Annotated in this window: 18 protein-coding genes; 7 read left to right on the forward strand and 11 right to left on the reverse strand. The window is 71.7% G+C overall.

Annotated elements, in window-relative coordinates; genetic code table 11:
* Positions 1-155: 155 nt before the first annotated feature.
* The gene (locus ACOTKD_RS13135; protein ID WP_424889074.1) at positions 156-1,304 is read right to left on the reverse strand and encodes a response regulator; all 1,149 of its coding nucleotides are present in this window, start codon (positions 1,302-1,304) and stop codon (positions 156-158) included.
* Between the two features lie 329 nt (positions 1,305-1,633).
* Between ACOTKD_RS13135 and ACOTKD_RS13140 the strand changes: the two genes are divergently transcribed.
* Complete coding sequence (locus ACOTKD_RS13140; RefSeq protein WP_424889075.1) at positions 1,634-2,392, forward strand: TetR/AcrR family transcriptional regulator; 759 nt, start codon at positions 1,634-1,636, stop codon at positions 2,390-2,392.
* The gene (locus ACOTKD_RS13145) at positions 2,389-3,804 is read left to right on the forward strand and encodes a phenylacetate--CoA ligase family protein (protein WP_424889076.1); all 1,416 of its coding nucleotides are present in this window, start codon (positions 2,389-2,391) and stop codon (positions 3,802-3,804) included. Before ACOTKD_RS13140 ends, ACOTKD_RS13145 begins: the two co-directional genes overlap by 4 nt.
* A 25-nt stretch (positions 3,805-3,829) precedes the next feature.
* On the opposite strand, the gene ACOTKD_RS13150 is transcribed toward ACOTKD_RS13145, so the two are convergent.
* Entirely contained in the window at positions 3,830-4,654 is an 825-nt protein-coding gene (locus ACOTKD_RS13150; RefSeq protein WP_424889077.1) for an alpha/beta fold hydrolase, read from the reverse strand.
* A 91-nt stretch (positions 4,655-4,745) separates the two neighbouring features.
* Positions 4,746-5,534, reverse strand: a complete 789-nt coding sequence (locus tag ACOTKD_RS13155; protein ID WP_424889078.1) for an alpha/beta fold hydrolase — start codon at positions 5,532-5,534, stop codon at positions 4,746-4,748.
* A gap of 259 nt (positions 5,535-5,793) precedes the next feature.
* On the opposite strand from ACOTKD_RS13155, the gene ACOTKD_RS13160 reads away from it, so the two are divergent.
* On the forward strand, positions 5,794-6,705 hold the full coding sequence (locus ACOTKD_RS13160; protein ID WP_424889079.1) for a LysR substrate-binding domain-containing protein: 912 nt from the start codon (positions 5,794-5,796) through the stop codon (positions 6,703-6,705).
* Positions 6,706-6,768: 63 nt separating this feature from the next.
* Here ACOTKD_RS13160 and ACOTKD_RS13165 read toward each other — a convergent pair whose 3' ends face one another.
* The 3 genes from ACOTKD_RS13165 to ACOTKD_RS13175 form a co-directional block, all read right to left on the reverse strand.
* The gene (locus ACOTKD_RS13165; RefSeq protein ID WP_424889080.1) at positions 6,769-7,626 is read right to left on the reverse strand and encodes a geranyl diphosphate 2-C-methyltransferase; all 858 of its coding nucleotides are present in this window, start codon (positions 7,624-7,626) and stop codon (positions 6,769-6,771) included.
* 92 nt (positions 7,627-7,718) lie between these two features.
* Positions 7,719-8,972, reverse strand: coding sequence for a family 2 encapsulin nanocompartment cargo protein terpene cyclase (locus ACOTKD_RS13170; RefSeq protein WP_424889081.1), 1,254 nt, complete (start codon positions 8,970-8,972; stop codon positions 7,719-7,721).
* Between the two features lie 142 nt (positions 8,973-9,114).
* Complete coding sequence (locus ACOTKD_RS13175) at positions 9,115-9,393, reverse strand: hypothetical protein (RefSeq protein WP_424889082.1); 279 nt, start codon at positions 9,391-9,393, stop codon at positions 9,115-9,117.
* A 479-nt stretch (positions 9,394-9,872) separates the two neighbouring features.
* Here ACOTKD_RS13175 and ACOTKD_RS13180 point away from each other — a divergent pair, with 479 nt between their 5' ends.
* The 3 genes from ACOTKD_RS13180 to ACOTKD_RS13190 are packed head-to-tail and all read left to right on the forward strand — an operon-like array spanning position 9,873 to position 12,554.
* Entirely contained in the window at positions 9,873-10,307 is a 435-nt protein-coding gene (locus ACOTKD_RS13180) for a toxin (protein WP_424889083.1), read from the forward strand.
* Between the two features lie 28 nt (positions 10,308-10,335).
* Positions 10,336-11,529, forward strand: a complete 1,194-nt coding sequence (locus ACOTKD_RS13185; RefSeq protein WP_424889084.1) for an MAB_1171c family putative transporter — start codon at positions 10,336-10,338, stop codon at positions 11,527-11,529.
* A gap of 29 nt (positions 11,530-11,558) precedes the next feature.
* On the forward strand, positions 11,559-12,554 hold the full coding sequence (locus tag ACOTKD_RS13190) for an aldo/keto reductase (RefSeq protein WP_424889085.1): 996 nt from the start codon (positions 11,559-11,561) through the stop codon (positions 12,552-12,554).
* Positions 12,555-12,581: 27 nt separating this feature from the next.
* On the opposite strand, the gene ACOTKD_RS13195 is transcribed toward ACOTKD_RS13190, so the two are convergent.
* Positions 12,582-13,172 (reverse strand): hypothetical protein, encoded by a 591-nt coding sequence (locus ACOTKD_RS13195; RefSeq protein ID WP_424889086.1) that lies wholly within the window; start codon positions 13,170-13,172, stop codon positions 12,582-12,584.
* Positions 13,172-13,807: a hypothetical protein gene (locus tag ACOTKD_RS13200; RefSeq protein ID WP_424889087.1), complete on the reverse strand. Its 636-nt coding sequence runs from the start codon at positions 13,805-13,807 to the stop codon at positions 13,172-13,174. Before ACOTKD_RS13200 ends, ACOTKD_RS13195 begins: the two co-directional genes overlap by 1 nt.
* Before the next feature lie 199 nt (positions 13,808-14,006).
* Here ACOTKD_RS13200 and ACOTKD_RS13205 point away from each other — a divergent pair, with 199 nt between their 5' ends.
* Entirely contained in the window at positions 14,007-14,909 is a 903-nt protein-coding gene (locus tag ACOTKD_RS13205; RefSeq protein WP_424889088.1) for an RNA polymerase sigma-70 factor, read from the forward strand.
* Positions 14,910-14,931: 22 nt separating this feature from the next.
* On the opposite strand, the gene ACOTKD_RS13210 is transcribed toward ACOTKD_RS13205, so the two are convergent.
* The 3 genes from ACOTKD_RS13210 to ACOTKD_RS13220 are packed head-to-tail and all read right to left on the reverse strand — an operon-like array spanning position 14,932 to position 17,347.
* Positions 14,932-15,501, reverse strand: coding sequence for a transcriptional regulator (locus ACOTKD_RS13210; RefSeq protein WP_424889089.1), 570 nt, complete (start codon positions 15,499-15,501; stop codon positions 14,932-14,934).
* Complete coding sequence (locus ACOTKD_RS13215; protein ID WP_424889090.1) at positions 15,502-17,064, reverse strand: helix-turn-helix domain-containing protein; 1,563 nt, start codon at positions 17,062-17,064, stop codon at positions 15,502-15,504.
* Complete coding sequence (locus tag ACOTKD_RS13220; protein WP_424889091.1) at positions 17,057-17,347, reverse strand: helix-turn-helix domain-containing protein; 291 nt, start codon at positions 17,345-17,347, stop codon at positions 17,057-17,059. The genes ACOTKD_RS13215 and ACOTKD_RS13220 overlap by 8 nt, the downstream gene beginning before the upstream one ends.
* Positions 17,348-17,384: the final 37 nt, after the last annotated feature.

The raw sequence follows: 17,384 nt of genomic DNA on the forward strand, positions 1-17,384 counted from the left end.
CGGCGACACCCCCTGACGGCCCGAGCCCGTGGCCGCCCTTCGCACCGGCTTCCCGGGCTGACCTCGCCGACCTCCGGTGACCGGGGCCGCGCCTCGCACCGGCCGGCGTGTCACCAGCCGGCCTGTCACCAGTCGACGTGTCACCAGCCGCCGCGTTACCGGCCGGCGGCATGCCGTTCGAGGTATATGGACGTGAACACGGCGACCTTGGCCCGCAGGGCCCACGGGTCGAAGGGCTTGCTGATGTAGTCGACCGCGCCGGCCGCGTACCCGCGGGCCGAGTGTTCCGGGTCCACGCCCATCGCCGTCAGGAAGATGATCGGCACGTCGCGGGTGCGGGGCCGGCGCTTGATGTGCGCGCACGTCTCGTAGCCGTCCATCTCCGGCATCTGCACGTCCATGATGATGACCGCGAAGTCGTCGTGGTCGAGCAGCGCCTTGAGCGCCTCCCGCCCGGAGGAGACGGTGACCAGCTCCTGGTCGAGCGTCTCCAGTACGGCTCTCATCGCGAGCAGGTTGTCCGGCTGGTCGTCGACGATGAGGATCCTGGGCAAGGCACGGGCTCCGGCTCCGGCTCCGGCTCCGGAGCCGGAGCCGGAGTCCCGCCCGGAGGCACCGGAGGGCAGCGACGTGGGCAGGGCAGGGGCTGCGTGCTGCTGCTCGACGGCCTCCAGCTGCCGTTCGAGCAGGTCGCACCGGGCCTCTGCGGCGGCGCGCTGTTCCCGCGCCTCGCGGAGTTCCCTCCCCAGTCGCGACACTTCGGCCTCCAGGGCATCGCGTTCCTGCAGGAGTTCGGAGGCGTCGGGGTGGGCCGCCGCGAGTCTGTCCGCGCGTTCCCGCTCGGCGCTCCGGTCGGCCTCCAGCTGGTTCAGGCGCACTTCCAGGTCGGCGATGCGGTGCGTACGGTCCAACAGCGCATCGCCCAGCACGTCGCCGCGGACGGTCGAGCGCCGCGAGACCCGGTCGGCGTCGGCCAGCTGCTGCTCCAGGATCTCCACCGCGTGCTTGGGTGAGGAGCCGGCGTCGACGGCCGACCCGTACAGGCCGCGTACGAACTCGATGGCCTCGGGGGTGACTGCGGTTCCGCGGTGTTCGGCGAGGTCCGCGAACAGGTCCATGACCACTTGCCACGGGGGGAACCGCGTCCCGTTCAAGTAGCGCGAGAACGTTCCCGGATCGCGCCGGCGGCGGGCCGCGTAGCGCCGCACGGACACCTCCATCCCCTCGAACAGCTCCCGCAACGCCTGGGCCAGGGCCCTGGACGTGTCGGTCAGGTCGTCGCCCAGCGGCCGAAGCTCGCCCATGCCTCCTCCTCTCTCCCCTGCGCCGGCCCGGCAGCCGCCAAGGCTCCCACCGTCGCACCGACCAGTCAGGATTCACAGCCGGTCAGGGTTCACAGCCGGTCAGGATTCACAGGATGAGGGGCCGCGGACCCGTTGCGCTTCGCGATCCGGGAAGTACCGCAACGATGCCACCCGTTGCCACCGCTCCGCGCCCCCCTGGACGTCCCCGTCCCTACTGATCGGAGCCCTCTGGCCAACAGCAGTTGCCACGGCACGGCGCCGGCGTTGCACCGCAACGCCCGTCCCCCGAAACGTATTTACAATACAGACGTGCGCTGTATCGTAAATCCATGAGCCCTGGAGGCGACAACGACCGGCGGACCACCACCAGCAGCACCAGCAGCACCAGCAGCACCAGCACCAGCACCAGCACCAGCACCAGCACCAGCACCAGCAGCAGTATCAGCACCACTAGCAGCACCACCACGCCGGCTGCGGGCACGCGCCCTCCCGGCCGTCCCCGCAGCCGGGAGGCGGACGAGGCGATCCTGTCGGCGGCGCTGGACCTCCTGATCGAGCGGGGTGCCGGCGCCGCCGGCATCGAGCAGGTCGCGCGCCGCGCCGGGGTCACCCGCGCCACCGTCTACCGCCGCTTCCCGACCCTGACCGGCCTGCTGGTACGGGCGATCGAGTGGGAGTACCGCGATCTCGACCCCGGCTCGCTGGACTGGCCGGACGTCGACGCCATGATCACGGACTGGGCCGGTCACCTCAGCAGCCCCCGCTCCCGCCGGCTGGCCCGCCGCCTCTACGCCACGGTGGACGACCTCCCAGAACTACTCCGCGCCTATCACGACGCGCACGGACGCCACCGCGGGCGGGCCGTGCGCGTCGTACTCGAACGGGCCCGCGCGGCCGGGCGGCTGCCGCCGGGCAGCGACCCGGAGCTCCTGCAGCAGATGCTCAGCGGCGCGGCGCTGCAGCACCTCGCCACGCACCCCGACACCACCGGCCCGGACGAGGTCAGGGCCTACTTCACCGCCGTCCTCCGTCAGGCCGGCTACCGGCCGTCAGCCGTACCCGCTCCCCGAAGGAGTACCGGTCGATGAACTCCACGAGCGAGAGCAAGAGGTGGCTGGGGCGGGACATCCGCCGGGCACGCAGGCTGGGCGCGGACGCGATCATGCGGCGGCAGCGCGACCGGCTGGCCGGCATGGTCGCCCACGCCCGCGCCGCGTCGCCGTACTACCGCGACCTCTACCGCGGCCTCCCCGAACGGGTGGAGGATCCGGCACTGCTGCCGGTCACCGACAAGAAGACGCTGATGGGGCACTTCGACGACTGGGTGACCGACCGCGACGTCACTCAGGAGAAGGTACGGGCGTTCGCCGGCGACCCGGACCTGATCGGGCGGCGCTTCGCCGGGAAGTACCTGGTGGCCACCACGTCGGGCACCAGCGGCCGGCGCGGCCTGTTCGTGCTCGACGACCGGTACATGGACGTCGGCTCCGCCCTGATCTCCCGCGCGCTCGTCTCCTGGCTGGGTCCGGCCGGCATCGTCCGGGCCACCCTCCGCGGCGGGCGCTTCGCCCACCTGGTGGCCACCGGCGGGCACTACGCGAGTTTCGCCGGATACTCCCGCGTGGTCCGCGAGGGCGGCCGGCGCGGAAAGATGCTCCGCGCGTTCTCCGTGCACACGCCGATGCCGCGGCTGGTCGCCGGGCTCAACGCCTACCGCCCCGCCGTCGTCATCGGCTACACGAGCACCATCATGCTGCTCACCGCCGAGCAGGAAGCCGGCCGCCTGCACATCGACCCGCTGCTCATCCTGCCCGCGGGCGAGACGATGACCACGCGCGACACCGACCGCATCGCCCGCGCCTTCGGTGCCACGGTCCGTACGGCTTACGCCGCGACCGAGTGCACCTACCTCAGCCACAGCTGCGCGGAAGGCTGGTACCACGTCAACAGCGACTGGGCTGTGCTGGAGCCGGTCGACGCCGGCCACCGGCCCACCCCTCCCGGAGAGTTCTCCCACACCGTCCTGGTCAGCAACCTCGCCAACCGCGTGCAGCCGTTCCTCCGCTACGACCTCGGCGACAGCGTCCTGCTCCGGCCCGACCCGTGCCCCTGCGGCAGCCCGCTCCCGGCGATCCGCGTGCGAGGCCGCGCCGGTGACGTCCTCACCTTCCCCACCGGCAGCGGCGGCCACGTGAGCCTCTCCCCTCTGGCCTTCGGCACGCTCTTCGACCGCACCCCCGGCATCGAACTGTTCCAGATCGAGCAGATCGCCCCGGCGACCCTGCGCGTACGCATGCTCCCGGCCGCCGGCGCCGACCCGGACCGCGCGTGGCGGACCGTCCTCCAGGAGCTGACCCGCCTGCTCGCCGGCAACGGCCTGGGCCACGTCACCGTTCAGCGGGCCGAGGAGCCGCCCCAGCAGACACCCGGCGGCAAATACCGGACGGTCATCCCCCTCGGACGGTCATCCCGCTCGCCTGACGCACCCCGGCTCCCCTGACGGCTTCGCCTGACGCCCCCGGCGGTCAGCTCGCTTGGGTGACTTGAGCGAGGTGTTCCGCGACCTTGGCGGTCAGCAGCTCCGGGTTCTCGGCCGGGAGGCCGTGCCCGCCGGGTACGCGCAGCAGCCGGGCGTGGGGTATCCCGTCGGCAAGTTCGAGCTGGTGGTGCGGGAAGACGATGCGGTCGTCGGCGCTGGAGATGATCAGTGTCGGGGCCGTGACGCCCGGGAGCAGGCCGGTGAGGTCGATGGTGGCGTTGGCTTCGGACAGCCGGGCGAAACCGTCCCGGTCCCTGTCCCCGTCCAGCAAGCCCATGAAGGCGGTGGCCGCCTGGTCGAAAGCAGTGCTGTCCCAGGCACGGAGGGTGTCCTTGCCGATGGCTGTGAGCAGCAGCATCCGCGCCATCGCGGCCGGGTCGGTGCGGACCAGTTCCTTCCACAGCTCGAACTGGAACGCCATCTGCGCGTCGGCCCGGACCCATCCGGCGTGGACCGTCAGGGAGTCGACCAGATCAGGGTGCAGTCCCGCGGTGGCCGTGGCCACGACGGCGCCCAGGGAGTGCCCGGCGAGGTGGAAGCGTTCGAGACCGGCGTCCCGGGCCGCCGTCACGACGTGGGCGACCATGTCGTGGAGGGTGATGGGCCCACCGGGATCACGGGTTCCGCCCGCGCCGGGCAGGTCCGGGGCGACGATGGTGTACCGGTCGCTGAGGGCCTCGATGAGCGGTCCCCAGTTGGCCTGGCCGGTGGCTCCGGTGCCGTGCACCAGGACCAGGCCGGGGCCGTTTCCGGTGACGAGGTAGTGGGCCTTGCTGATGCCGCCGGAGACGGCGACGTCGACTACGGGCATGGTGTTCTTACTTTCTGTCTTTCGGACTTTGGGAGAGTGCTGGTTTCAGTTTCGGAGAGTGCTGGTTTCAGAGAGCGGGCAGTGGGTCAGGTCAGGCGGCCGGGGCAATGGCCGTCCGGCCCAGGGCCGCGCGGAGCGCCTCGTTGAAGCGCTCGGCCCGGTCCTGCTGGGACATGTGGCCGGCACCTTCGATGACGGTCAGGCGGGCGCCGGGGATCAGGTCGGCGCACTCGCGCGGAACCGACAGCGGGACCTCGGTGTCCAGCTCGCCGTGCAGGAAGTGGGTGGGGACCCGTACGCGGCCCAGCCGGGGCCGGGGGTCGTAGTCCGCCTGGTCGACGACGAGCTGGTCGATGAGGAAGGTGGCGTCCAGCAGTTGCCGTACCGTCCAGTCGACCATGGCGGCACTCGCTCCGGGGCGGTACCAGTGCGGCACGAAGTCCGCCAGGGTGCCCGCCCTGTCGGCGCGCAGGTCCGCCAGCAGCTCGTCCATCGCGTCCCGCATCCCGGAGAAGTGGTGGATGCCGGCGTCCACCGGGATGATCGCGCCGATGCGGTCCGGGGCGGCGAGCGCGGCCTCGATCGTGAACGCCCCCGCGATCGACGAGCCGATCAGCACCGGCCGGTCGAGCGCCAAGGCGTCGATGAATTGCAGGATGTCGCGGGTGACGGCGTCGATGGTGTAGCCGGTGGCGGGCCGGTCCGACCGGCCGCAGCCCCGCCAGTCGAGGGTGATCACACGGTGGTCGGCCATCAGGTCGGCGGCCTGGGCGTCCCATACGCGGCCGCTGGTGCCCCAGCCGTGCAGGAACACCAGGGGCCGGCCGGAGCCGAGGTCCTGGTAGTGGAGCGTGGTGCCGTTGACGGTCGCGTAGGCCATCGTCCTGTCCCTTCCTCTGCGGGCCTGCCGGTGGGTGCCGGTGAAACCGCTGGAGCCCGTAGCGCCGCTGGAGCCCGTAGCGTCAGTGGATCCCGTAACCCCGGTGGAGCCGTAGCGCCGGTGGAGCCGCAGGACCGGTGGATCAGCGGCCCGTGCCGCGCTGTTGTGACGTGACCCATTCCAGTGGACAGGGGGGCGACGACCAAGGAGCAGTCCGCTCCTAGACTGATCAGGAAACGTGATGAATGGGGGAGGCGGCGTGGAACTGCGTCAGGTGCGCTACTTCGCAGCGGTGGCCGAGGAACTGCACTTCGGACGCGCCGCCGAGCGGCTGCGCATCGTGCAGCCGACCGTCAGCCAGCAGATCCGGCGGCTCGAGCGCGAGCTCGGCCTCAAGCTGTTCGACCGCACGACCCGCACCGTGACGCTGACGGCCGCGGGGAAGACCTTCCAGGCGCACGCCCGCGCCGTCCTGGAAGCCGAGCGTTCGGCGCTCGAAGCCATGGCCGCGCTGCGCGCCGAGCAGGAATCGACCCTGCGGGTCGGCACCACCACCGGGCTCGGCCTCCGTCTGGACGCGGTGCTGACCGCGCTGACCGAACGGGCCCCGCAGCTGATGGTCGAGCTGGTCAGCGCGCCCCGGGCGGCCCGGCTCCAGCAGGTGCGCGACGGGGAGCTGGACGCCGCCTTCGTCAGGGGCGCGGACGCGCACAACCCTGGCCTGGAGCTTCTTCCCCTCTGGCGCGACGCCCTCGTCGCCGCCCTGCCCGCCGGCCACCCCCTGGCCGCAGGGCCGCGGGTGGCCCTCTCCGACCTGGCCGGCCTGCCCCTGCGGATCGCGCCCCGTGACACCAACCCGTACCTGGTCGACACGGTCGTCGGCGCCTGCCGCGCCGCGGGCTTCGAGCCGGTCATGGGTGCGGCGTTCACCACCGACCAGGACACTCTGGCCGCGATCGCCACCGGCAGGCCGAGCTGGACGGTCTACTACGCGGCGCAAGCCCGCATCCAGCCGGCTCCCCGCATCTCCTTCCGCCCGTTCACCGCCCCCGCCCCCGCCGTCCGTACGTACCTGGCGGTCCGCCCCCACTCCCCTTCCCACCGGCTGGCCGCTCTCCTGGACGCCTGCAACAGCCTGGAGCGGGAGGAAGGTCCGGGGGACGGAGGGTGAGAACGGGCGCGCCCCCTGGTCCCCGACGGCGGACCGCCGGGGACCAGGGGGCGCCGCACTCCGTCAGACCCGGTCGGCCGCGATGAGCAGGTACTGGAAGCTGCCGTCCTTGTACGCGGTCAGGAAGGCCTTCTCGATGCCGGTGGCCAGGGGCGACTGGGCGCGCAGCTCCCAGTACGGGATGGTGGCCTCGGTCAGGTCCACCACGGCGGCCGGGACGAGGCGGTTCTTCGCCATCTCCTTGAAGTAGCTGCTGCGCGGGTGGATGTCGCAGATGTAGTGGGCGTTGATCTCGCTGACGGCCCGGGAGGGCAGGCCGTAGCTGTCGTTGTAGCAGCCGGTGATGGTCACGTACCGGCCGCCGTGCCGCAGCATCCGGGCGTACTCCGGGAACAGCTGGGACAGGTCGACGTACATGGTGCTCTCGTTGTTCCAGATGGCCCGGAAGCGGTCCGTCTCGAAGCCGGTGTCCAGCATGTTCTTGAGGTGGAAGCGCACCTTGTCGGACACGCCGTGCTTCTCGGCCTGCTCATTGGCGAACGCCACCTGGGTCTCGGAGATGGAGACGCCGTCGACGTGGCAGCCGAACCGCTGGTTGGCGACGAGGCTGCTGCCGCCGCGGCCCGAGCCGGAGTCCAGCAGGTGGTCGTCGGGGGTGATGGGGCCCAGGTGGCTCAGGAGCAGATCCGCCTGGGCGCACTCCAGCCGGTGCAGCTCGGCGGTGATCCGCTCGTCGCGGGTCTCCTCCGGGCCCTCCAGGACCGACCAGTCGGCGTCGCCGATGCCGTAGTGGTGGTGGTAGATGCCGTCCACTTCGCCGAGGCGGAGGTTGACCGGGTTCTTCTCGCGGTTCCAGTAATCGGCGACGGACCGCTGGTACGCGCTGGCGAGGACCGGGGCGGAGATCTCCTGAATGGTCACCGTGTCTTCTCTTTCCGATAGCTGGTGAACTGATAGGAACTCAACTGGAAGGAAATCGCTGGGAGTCACCGGGCCAGCCGGGAGTCACCGCGTCACTTGACCGGTGCTTCGCGGTAGCGGGGGCTGGTGGCGTGCCACTCCTTGCTGCCGCCCATCCAGGCCCACAGCCCGGTCAGGTAGCGCCGCAGCTCGGGTGAGCCTGCCGCGCTCAGGACGGCGCACTCGGCCTCCACCGTGTGCATCAGCTCGTCGTGGATGCACGCCGCGCGGTCCACCGCCTCCTGCAGCGAGCAGTTGTCCTCGGCGGCGATGAGGTTGGGCAGGTTGGTGTCGGTGGGGTCTTCCTTGGTCATCGAATACAGGTCGTTGAGCAGCACGTTGGCCGTGCCGGCGTACAGGTACGTCCGGCGTACGCGCGCGTCGGCGAACTCCGCGGCCGGGAGTTCGTAGCCGCCGACCGGGTCGATCAGGACCATGCACGGGTAGAAGGCGTTCTCATAGCGGTGCAGCAGGTACTCCCACACGGCGGGGGTCCGCCCGGAACTGCGCCACTCCGCTTCCTGGTTGTAGCCCACGAACATCACGGCGAGTTCGTGGCGCAGCCGCGCGACCTGGGTGGGGCTCGCGATCTCCGCCAGGTGGTCGAGGCAGGTGCGGAAGGCGCGCAGCACCGGCTCCTTCCGGACGACGTTCTCGAACTCCCCGAGGTAGCGGGCCGGGAGCCGGACGGGGTCGACGACGGCGTGGGCCATGGCCAGGCGGGAGCCGATCAGCTCCGGGCTGGTGTCCTCGCCCTCGTCGACCCAGTGGTCGTCGACGGCCCATTCGGCGAGCCCGCACTTGGCGGCGATGAGGATGCGCTCGGGGTCGTCGGTGTCGGGGTGGGCGAGCATGAACAGCCGCCCGAAGTTGTGCGACCGCAGCCGTTCGAGGCGGCCCCGGAAGATGCCGATCTCCTCGGCCCACTCGACGAGCCGGTTGTTGACCTCTTCGCCGAGGGCCGGATCGTCCCGCTCGGCGTCCGGGCAGTAGAGCGGCGGCACGACGACGGAAGACCCTTCCGAGCCCTCGTCCGAGGGGCGGGCGGCGTCCTGCTCGGCCGGGGGCGCGGATTCCGGTGCGGTGGCGGGAGCCTGTGACGGCAGGCCGCCGTCGGTCGGCGAGGCCGGCGCGGGGGCCGTACGGAACAGGCGGACCGCCGAAGTCCCCAGCCCCGTCGGCCCCGCGAGGAGCCCGTGCACCGCCTCCGCCAGGGCCGGCCCCGCCCCGCCGGCTGCGGCGTCGTGCGGGCGGAGGGCGCTGCGCGCTCCCGCCTGGAGCGGAGAGGCGCCGTCAAGCTGGGGCATCCGGGGGTCCCTTCGCTACGCATGCGGGCATCGCGAACGGTGGTCCGCGATACCGGAGTTCTCCGGTCAGCAGACTGACGGGCCGGGAGGCTCCTTGCACAGCAATTGCGGGACACATTCATCCGTATGTAGCTGTGTATGTTTATCCGGTCACGTTGTGGTCCAGATTCGGCAGAAGGGCTTCCTGCGACGTCTCGGCGGCCGGGGAGACACCGGAGAGAGCACCGGCAGGAACGGCCGGGACCGCGCACCGCTCGAAGGCGATGGCGGCATCGTTGCGCTGGAAGACGTGCGGGGAAAAGGCGCCCGGCGCGGCCTCGCGGACCCGGGCGAGGAGCGCGCTGCCGATGCCCTGCCGACGGGCGTCCGTCGCGGGCCGGATCCGGAAGGCGGGGGCGGGGTGTCCGTGGGTGGTCGTCAAGGTGACCGTCTCCCTCGGCTGCGGGCGTCGGCATAGGAGAGCAGCGTCAGCGCCCTGGCCGTATTGTCGCCGTTCCTCGGCGGGGCTCCACGAGGATCCGTGGTGGGGGGGTGCGGGCCTTGGTCACCGGCTGCCCCGGCAAGGACTCCGCCCCTTCTCCGCGGGGGCGCCGACCGTATCGACTTGCCGACCGGTGGGCGAGTAGATTCTCCCGCCGAGGGGGTGTGCTCGCTGGAGGGGCTGCCGCGGGTGCCGCGCACCGACGACGCGTAGCGCACGGCAGGCATCGCCGGGTTTTTGGTCTTCTGGTCTTCTGGCAACGAGCGGGTGAAAGAGAGTCAGTGGGAGCACATCACGTCCACGTCGGCAGTTCCGGATCCGCGGCTGCCGGCCATGGATCCAGGCGGGCACTGCGGCGGTTACGCCGAGGCGCCCAAGCCCTGCTGACCGGGCTCGAACTACCGGATCACTGCGACATCGTGACGCTGTGCGAACACCTGAGCCGCGAGCGGGACCGGCCGCTCCACCTCGCTCCGGTGATCATGGGCGCGTCCTACCCGTGCGGGATGTGGGTCGCGCTGGACACGGCCGACATCGTCATCTTCGAGGCCAACACCAGCCGGCTCCACCAGGACCACATCATCGCGCACGAACTCGCGCACATGATCTGCAGCCACCGGGGGGAGACCGATCCGGCCGGCACCTCGGGCCTGTTCACGATGTTCCCGCACCTCGACGCCCAGCGGGTGCGCGAGGCCCTCGGCCGGACCAGCTATTCGACGGAGGAGGAGCAGGAAGCCGAGATCATGGCGTCGTTGATCCTGGAGCACGTCACCCGCCCGCCGCTGGAGAGCAAGTGGGCCGTCCCCTCGGTGGACGCGGAAACCGTGGCCCGCATAGAGAGGTCACTGTGACCTCACCGCTCCTCGCCGGGGAGGCGCAGTGCTGGGCCTGAAGAGCGTCATCTTCCCCTTCTGCGCCGCCCTTTGCGCCGTCGCCTTCCTGTACAAGCTCCTCGACGTGCGGAGGGACAGCCGGGACCCGGCGCTGATCGCCCTCCTCGCCGCCTTCCTCTGCAAGGGCGTCTCCTTCGTCCTGTCGACCCCCGCGGTGTCGGCCGGCGTCGACGCCTGCCTCGGCGTCCGGAACCTGGGAGCCCTCGGCATCCACCTCATGGGCGGGGCCTCCTCCAGCGCCGCCTTCCTGATCGCGATCGTGCACTGGGTCCATCCGCGGGACGTGGCGCGTGCCAGGATCCGCATGATCCTGACCGCGACCGCCCTCTGCGGCACGGCCATGATCATCCTGTGGTGGGCCGGTGACGACGGGTCCGGTCAGCGGTCGCAGCACTACCTGCTGCAGAACGCGCACAAGCCCGTCACGGCCGCCTATCTGCTGCTGTACGTCACCGCGTTCGGTGCGAGCATGGTCGAGATCATCCGGCTCAGCCTGCGGTACGGCAGGGTCTCCGGCCGCACGTGGCTCCGCCGTGGTCTGCACTGCACGGCGATCGGCGCCGCCGCCTACCTCGTCTACTGCCTCAACCGGGCCTGGGCGGTCGTGGCGGTGCAGCTGGGCCTGGCCCCGCTGGACTGGGAAGCCGTCACCCCCGTCGCCAACGGCATCGGCATCACCTTCCTCGCCGCCGGGCTCACCATGCCGTCCTGGGGCCCGCGGCTCTCCGCCGCCCGGCAGCGCACGGACCACTTCCTGGCCCACCAGAAGCTCCACCGGCTGTGGAGCGACCTCTGCGCCGCCAGCCCGAACATCGCGCTGAGCCCTCCGGAGCGTTCGAGACTCGTCCGCTTCGCGCCGTACGACATCAACTACCGGCTCTACCGGCGCGTCATCGAGATCCAGGACGGGATCCTCGCCCTGCGCCCGTACATGCCGCAGGAGCCGGACGGCGCGACCGCGGATGCCGAGGCGGCCCTCGTGGCGGCGGCGATCGATGCGAAGATGCGGGAAGTCGAACTGTCCGAGGAGCCGCCGACCGTGACGTCCTTCGTTCCTTCGGACGTGGACTACGCGGGCGAGGTCTCCCGGCTGGTCGGGGTGGCCCGCGCCTATTCCGCCCTGGTGAAACAGGGCCAGGGCGGCGGGCAGCGAACCAGGGCCGGCGCAGCGGGGCAGTGAACCATGGGACGCGTGAGGAGAAGCAGGTCATGAAGAACCGCAGACTCGGTGGCAGCGGTGCGACCGTCTCGGCCGTCGGTCTCGGGTGCATGGGCATGTCCATCGCCTACGGGCCCGCCGATCCGGCGGAGGCCCGGCGCACCCTCGACCGCGCCGCCGAGCTGGGCGTCACCTTCCTCGACACGGCGGACGCCTACGGGCGCGGCGCCAACGAGGAACTCCTGGGGAACTGGCTGCGGGGCCGGGCGCGCGAGGGCTTCTTCCTCGCCACCAAGTTCGGGCTGCGGCACGACCCCGTCAGCGGACGGGTCGACCGGGTCGACAATTCGCCGGAGCACGTGAAGCGGGCCTGTGACGCCTCCCTCCGCAGGCTGGGCGTCGACCACATCGACCTGTACTACGTCCACCGCCGCTCCCCCGAGGTGCCGGTCGAGGAGACCGTGGGGGCCATGGCGGAACTCGTCGCCGCCGGCAAGGTGCGTTTCCTCGGGCTGTCGGAAGTGAGCTCCCGGACGCTGCGGGACGCGCACGCCGTGCATCCCGTCAGCGCCGTGCAGATGGAGTACTCACTGGCCACCCGGGACGTGGTGGAGGGCGACATGCTCGCGACCTGCCGGGAGCTCGGCACGGCCGTGGTGGCGTACTCGCCCCTGGGCCGCGGCATGCTCGCCGGCGCCGTCTCCTCGCGCGACGAGCTCTCCGAAGACGACAACCGGCGGCGCTGGCCCCGGTTCTCCACGGAGAACATCGGGCGCAACCTCGCGCTCGTACGCGCCCTCGAAGCCGTCGCCGGGGAGATCGGCTGCACTCCCGCGCAGGCGGCGCTCGGCTGGCTGCTCGCCCAGGGCGACGACATCATTCCGATCCCCGGCACCAAACGCCTCGCCCGCCTCGAAGAGAACGCCGCGGCCGTGGACCTGGTCATGACGCCGGAGCAGCTGGCGCGGATCGGCGACGCCGTGCCCGCCGAGGCGGTGGCCGGCGCGCGCTACCCGGAGCAGGCCCTGAGCCGGCTGGGACACTGAGCACCGGCGGGACCGGGGCGCCGGGCGTCAGTACGCCCCGATCGACCAGAAGACGCCCACCTCGTCGTCGCTCACCGCGATGAGGCCCAGGTCGTCGAACAGGTCGAGGCCGCAGAGGTACGCGGAGGTGAGGAAGCTGTGGGAAAGCGTGCCCTGCAGGCCCGCCCCGACGAAGTCCGGGGCGGGGTCGGAGGCGGCGGCCGTCGCGTTGGTCCAGTACCGCGCGCCGGGGCCGTACCTGCTGAGCAGGGTCCGGGCGTCCGCCAGCACGGCGTCCCGGTCCGGGCGGGAGCGGACGGGGGCCGGTTCCGACCCCCACTCCTCCGTCATGACGGCGAGCGCGGCGACCGCCGCCTCCGCCTCCAGGCGGTACAGGCAGCCGGGGAACTCCGCCGCGGCCGGCGGGTCGAAGGGGTAAGCGGGCAGCATGGGACCCCCGATGTCATTGATCTCCCCGTCCAGCCGGATCCAGCCGCGCGGGTCGGACACCGCCCGGTACAGCACGGCGAGGACGTCGTGGGCCCAGTCCTCGTGCCGGCGGGGGCCGGTGGCCACGAAGGTGTAGGGGTCGTCGAGGAGCCGCAGCACCGCCGCGTTCCACGCCGCTTCCGTCACCATCAGTAGTACCGCGGCCCGGAGTCGGTGGCCCGCACGGGCTGGGCGAAGCCCGACGGCTTCTGGCCCTTCATGACCACGTCGCAGCCGTACTTGGACGGGGCGTTCAAGGGTGCCAGCACAGCCTTGGGGATGTCGTTGCAGAGGGCGTAGTCGATGCTGCCCCTGAAGTTGCCGTAGAGCAGGCGGGCGACGCCGTCGCGCGTGAGGATCCCCTGACGCGGGGTCGCCGTGTACGTCACCATGCTGCTGGACCAGGCGGACTTGTCGCCGATGCGCACGTCCCACTCCACCTGGAGGCCCTCGTAGGTGGTCTTGCAGGTCGTCTGCGTCCCGCTCTTCGACGCCAGGTCCTCGGGGCACTCGGCGGTGATGCTGCCCGTCGCACTGGCCATGTCCCGGGTCTTGCGGCGCAGCTCGTACTCCAGGTTCTCGCTGAACGAGGCGTCGGCGGCCGGGGAGGGCTGCGGCTTCTCGTCGGGCATGGCGGGCGGTTCGTCCAGCCGCTGCGGCAGGACGGTGCCGGCCGGCTTCGGCTTGCCGCCGACGCCGTCCGCGCCGGACTTCCCACCTCCGCATCCGGCGGCCGCGAGACACACCACACCTGCTATGAGCACTGAGACGATCTTCGATTTCACGGCGGTCACTCTACAGAGCCACCGGACCGCGCCCGCATGGTGAACGGGATCACAGCGGCGGACTGTCACGGTCCGCCGGTGCGGCGTGTCTCGATGGGCATCCGGCACTCCGATGCTCCAAGACTCCGATACTCCAAGGCTCCGATGTTCCAACGATCCGACGAGAGGAACCCGGTGCACCTCATGAGGAAGGCAGGCCATGACTGAGGACGACGCCTTCACCGAGCACCGTCCGCTGCTGTTCACCATCGCCTACGAGATGCTGGGCAGCGCCGCCGACGCCGAGGACGTCCTGCAGGAGAGCTACCTGCGCTGGAGCGCGGTCGATCCGGCCACGGTCGAGCACCCGCGGGCCTACCTGGTCCGCGTGGTCACCCGGCAGGCCCTCAACCACCTGCGCACGGTCAGGGCGCGGCGCGAGGAGTACGTCGGCTCGTGGCTGCCCGAGCCGATCCGTACGGCGCCCGGGGTGAGCGAGGACGCGATCCTGGCCGAGTCGGTGTCGATGGCCATGATGCTCGTCCTGGAGACGCTGAGCCCGGCCGAGCGCGCGGTGTTCGTGCTGCACGACGTGTTCGGCTACACCCACGGCGAGATCGCCGCGTCGATCGGCAAGACGGAGGTGACCGTCCGGCAGATCGCGCACCGCGCCCGCCGGCACGTCCACGCGCGCCGCCGCCGTTTCGAGCCCGACTCCGGCGCGGCCCGGGAGGTCGTCCAGCGGTTCCTGCTCGCGGCGGCGACCGGCGAGGTCCAGGCGCTGATGGACCTGCTGGCGCCCGACGTCGTGCAGGTCTCCGACGGCGGCGGGAAGGCGGCCGCCGCCCGCCGGCCGGTCACCGGCAGCGTCGACGTCGCCCGCTACGTCCTCGGCGTGGCCCGCACGAGCATCACCCCGGCGACCCGCCTCGAACACGCCACCTACAACGGCATGCCCGCGGCGCGCTCCCTCACGGGCGGCGAGCTCGACTGGCTGCTCGCCTTCGAGATCCACGACGGCCGGATCACCGCCCTCTACGTCATGCGCAACCCGGACAAGCTGCAGGGCGCCGACGCGGTACGCCCGCTCGACAGGGGGGAGCGCCGGCCGTGGACGACATGACCGCCGATCGCCCGGTCCGTCCTCAGGCGGCGAAACCGATGTTCGTGACGTACTCGTACTGGCCCCACTGAGAGCCCAGGTCGACGATCGTGTCCGCCCAGGCGTCGTCGAGCCCCCGGTCGTCTCCGGCGGCCCACGCGGCGACGATGCGGTCCCAGCGCCGGACGTTCATCGTCCGGTACTCGACCACGCGCTGCAGCGGCCGCGGCACCTGGGACTGGTTGAGCGGGTGGATCTCCACGCGCGTCCCGCCGGAGGCGTTCAGGCGACGCAGGAGGTGGCGGGCGACGTTCTGGCGGCGCACCGTGCGGTAGGCCCGCTCGATGCGTTCCAGGTTGGCCTTCGACGGGCTGCGCCTGCCGTCCAGCCACGCCTTGAGGGTGCGGTCGGTGACGGTCAGGCCGGCGTCGTGCGCGGCCTTGCGCGCGTGGGCCGTCCTCGTCAGGTAGTGCAGGCGGGCCATGAGGCCGCGGCGGGCGGTCACGGGGGTGGTGATGCCGCCGGCGAGTTCGTCGAGCTTGCGGGCGACGGCTTCGCTGCCCTTGACGCCCCGGGCGCCGTACTTGCCGAAGTCGATGGTCTTCTGCGGCATCTACTCCTCCTCCCCCGTTCCGGCGGCAGCGGTATAGGCGTCCTTGACCTTGACTTCGGTAACGCCCCGGCCCTCGGCGAAGACACGGCGCCAGTCGCCGATGACGTGGAGCTCGTCGGTGCCCATCGCACGGACCACCGTGAGCCCCTCGTCGTGGGCCTTGAGGGCCTTCATCCAGAGATTGGCGAACGCCTGGGAGCGGATGATGTGCATCCAGTCCGGGCGGTAGAGCTCCCGGTTGTAGTTCGACTCCCCCATGGTGGAGACGAACTTGGAGTACATCGCCTTCACGTACTCCAGGGTGACCTCGTCCCCGGCGGCGATCGCGGCGTCGCGGGCGTCCTTGAGGGCGACGCGGAACTTCTCCAGCAGGTTCTCCGTCGCCCCGGAGGTGTAGGACTCGTGGATCACGGGCGGCTCGCACAGCCCGTACTTCGGGCCGGACAGGCGCAGGAGGAGGCGGAGGGTGGGTTCGGTGACCCACAGGGGGCCGGGTTCGTCGCGCCGGCCGATCGGGTTCGGCAGCACGTCCTCGTGCTCCCATGCGGGTGGGGTGATGAGGTGGACGCCGGCGCGGCGGCGGTCGTGGGCGAGGCCGGCGGAGTGCTCCAGCTGCCCGAGGGGCAGGTGGGTCTTGAGGGCGGAGAGGTAGGCGCCGTTGATGTCGAGCGCGGTCACCTCATGGTGGCCCGGCGGCAGCTCGTGGCGGGTCCACTTGGGGCGGGCCTCCCAGATCTGGTCGGCGCCGCGCGAGGTCTGCTTGCGCAGGATGTCGGGGATCCACGGGTGGGCGACGATGTCGTAGCGGGCGCCCTTGCGCGTCTCGTCCAGCAGCCGCATCGCATCCGGGATCGCCCGCTTCAGCAGGGCGGCCGTGGCCGCTTCCACGTCGCCCTGGTGCTCGGCGAGGGCGCCCCGGACCGCCTCGCCGATCAGGTCGACGGGGCCGGACGGCTCCTGGAACGCGCGCCGGGCCGGGCCCTGCGAACGGCCGGAAGGGCGCACTGTACGCAGCGTGCCGTCCTGCCGCGCCGGGGCTTCGGCCGCCCCAGGGGCGGAAGGGGCGGGAGGCGCGGGAGGGGCGGGAGGGGCGGAAGCAGTCACGGCATGGGGCACGGCTCGGCAGTCCGCCGGGTCCAGATGCTGCGCGAAGCCCGCCACCCGGCTCCCGGCCGGACGCCCGCACAGCACGCACGGCTCCGGCACGGCGAGCGACTCGACGTCGTCGCCCTCGCCGGCATCGTCCTTGCCCGGGTCCGGTGCAACGACGGGGGCAGCGGGGGCCTTATCCGGCTCCGGCGTCGCCTCCGGCTCGGCACCGGCCTCGAACTTGGCGGCCAGTCCGTCCAGCAGATACGCGTACCTGGTACGGATCTCACCGGACGGATCCCGGGTGCCTTCCCAGCCGGCCACCGTGGACGGGCTCACCCCGAGCGCCCGGGCAACCTGGGCCTTGGACAGCCGGGCCCGCTCCCGCAGTTCCCGGCGCACCCCGGGGGCGGGCAGGGCGGCCTCCGGGCCGACGGCGGCGAGCAGCGAGTCGATCGCGTCGAAGTCAGCCACCGGACCGCACCCCCCGCGTGGTCGTGGCGACCCGGCGCCGGGCGGCCGGCAACGCCTCGCACGCGCGGGCCGGGCCGGCCAGCAGGTCGAGGGCGCCGATGCCGTAATGCACGGCGAGGGCGTCCACGTCGCCCAGCGTCCACGACGCCGTGCCGGACTGCCTGCGCGACACCTGTGCCTGCGTCAGCCCCAGCACACCGGCGACCACGCGCTGCGACTCCCCCGTCGTCCGCATCAACGCGGCCACCGACAGGCGCAACGACTCCTCCAGTCCCGTGCTCATGCCGCACACCCTACCAATGACCATGCGCAATCCGCAT

Source organism: Streptomyces sp. XH2, assembly GCF_049725035.1.
In the GTDB taxonomy this organism is placed as follows: Bacteria; Actinomycetota; Actinomycetes; order Streptomycetales; family Streptomycetaceae; genus Streptomyces; species Streptomyces roseoverticillatus.

What these genes read in the sequence shown, in the direction of transcription:
- ACOTKD_RS13135 (WP_424889074.1), bottom strand. Translation starts at nt 1,304, where the DNA reads ATGGGCGAGCTTCGGCCGCTGGGCGACGACCTGACCGACACGTCCAGG.
- ACOTKD_RS13205 (WP_424889088.1), top strand. Translation starts at nt 14,007, where the DNA reads ATGACTGAGGACGACGCCTTCACCGAGCACCGTCCGCTGCTGTTCACC.
- ACOTKD_RS13220 (WP_424889091.1), bottom strand. Translation starts at nt 17,347, where the DNA reads ATGAGCACGGGACTGGAGGAGTCGTTGCGCCTGTCGGTGGCCGCGTTG.
- ACOTKD_RS13155 (WP_424889078.1), bottom strand. Translation starts at nt 5,534, where the DNA reads ATGGCCTACGCGACCGTCAACGGCACCACGCTCCACTACCAGGACCTC.
- ACOTKD_RS13195 (WP_424889086.1), bottom strand. Translation starts at nt 13,172, where the DNA reads ATGGTGACGGAAGCGGCGTGGAACGCGGCGGTGCTGCGGCTCCTCGAC.
- ACOTKD_RS13210 (WP_424889089.1), bottom strand. Translation starts at nt 15,501, where the DNA reads ATGCCGCAGAAGACCATCGACTTCGGCAAGTACGGCGCCCGGGGCGTC.
- ACOTKD_RS13190 (WP_424889085.1), top strand. Translation starts at nt 11,559, where the DNA reads ATGAAGAACCGCAGACTCGGTGGCAGCGGTGCGACCGTCTCGGCCGTC.
- ACOTKD_RS13170 (WP_424889081.1), bottom strand. Translation starts at nt 8,972, where the DNA reads ATGCCCCAGCTTGACGGCGCCTCTCCGCTCCAGGCGGGAGCGCGCAGC.
- ACOTKD_RS13140 (WP_424889075.1), top strand. Translation starts at nt 1,634, where the DNA reads ATGAGCCCTGGAGGCGACAACGACCGGCGGACCACCACCAGCAGCACC.
- ACOTKD_RS13150 (WP_424889077.1), bottom strand. Translation starts at nt 4,654, where the DNA reads ATGCCCGTAGTCGACGTCGCCGTCTCCGGCGGCATCAGCAAGGCCCAC.
- ACOTKD_RS13145 (WP_424889076.1), top strand. Translation starts at nt 2,389, where the DNA reads ATGAACTCCACGAGCGAGAGCAAGAGGTGGCTGGGGCGGGACATCCGC.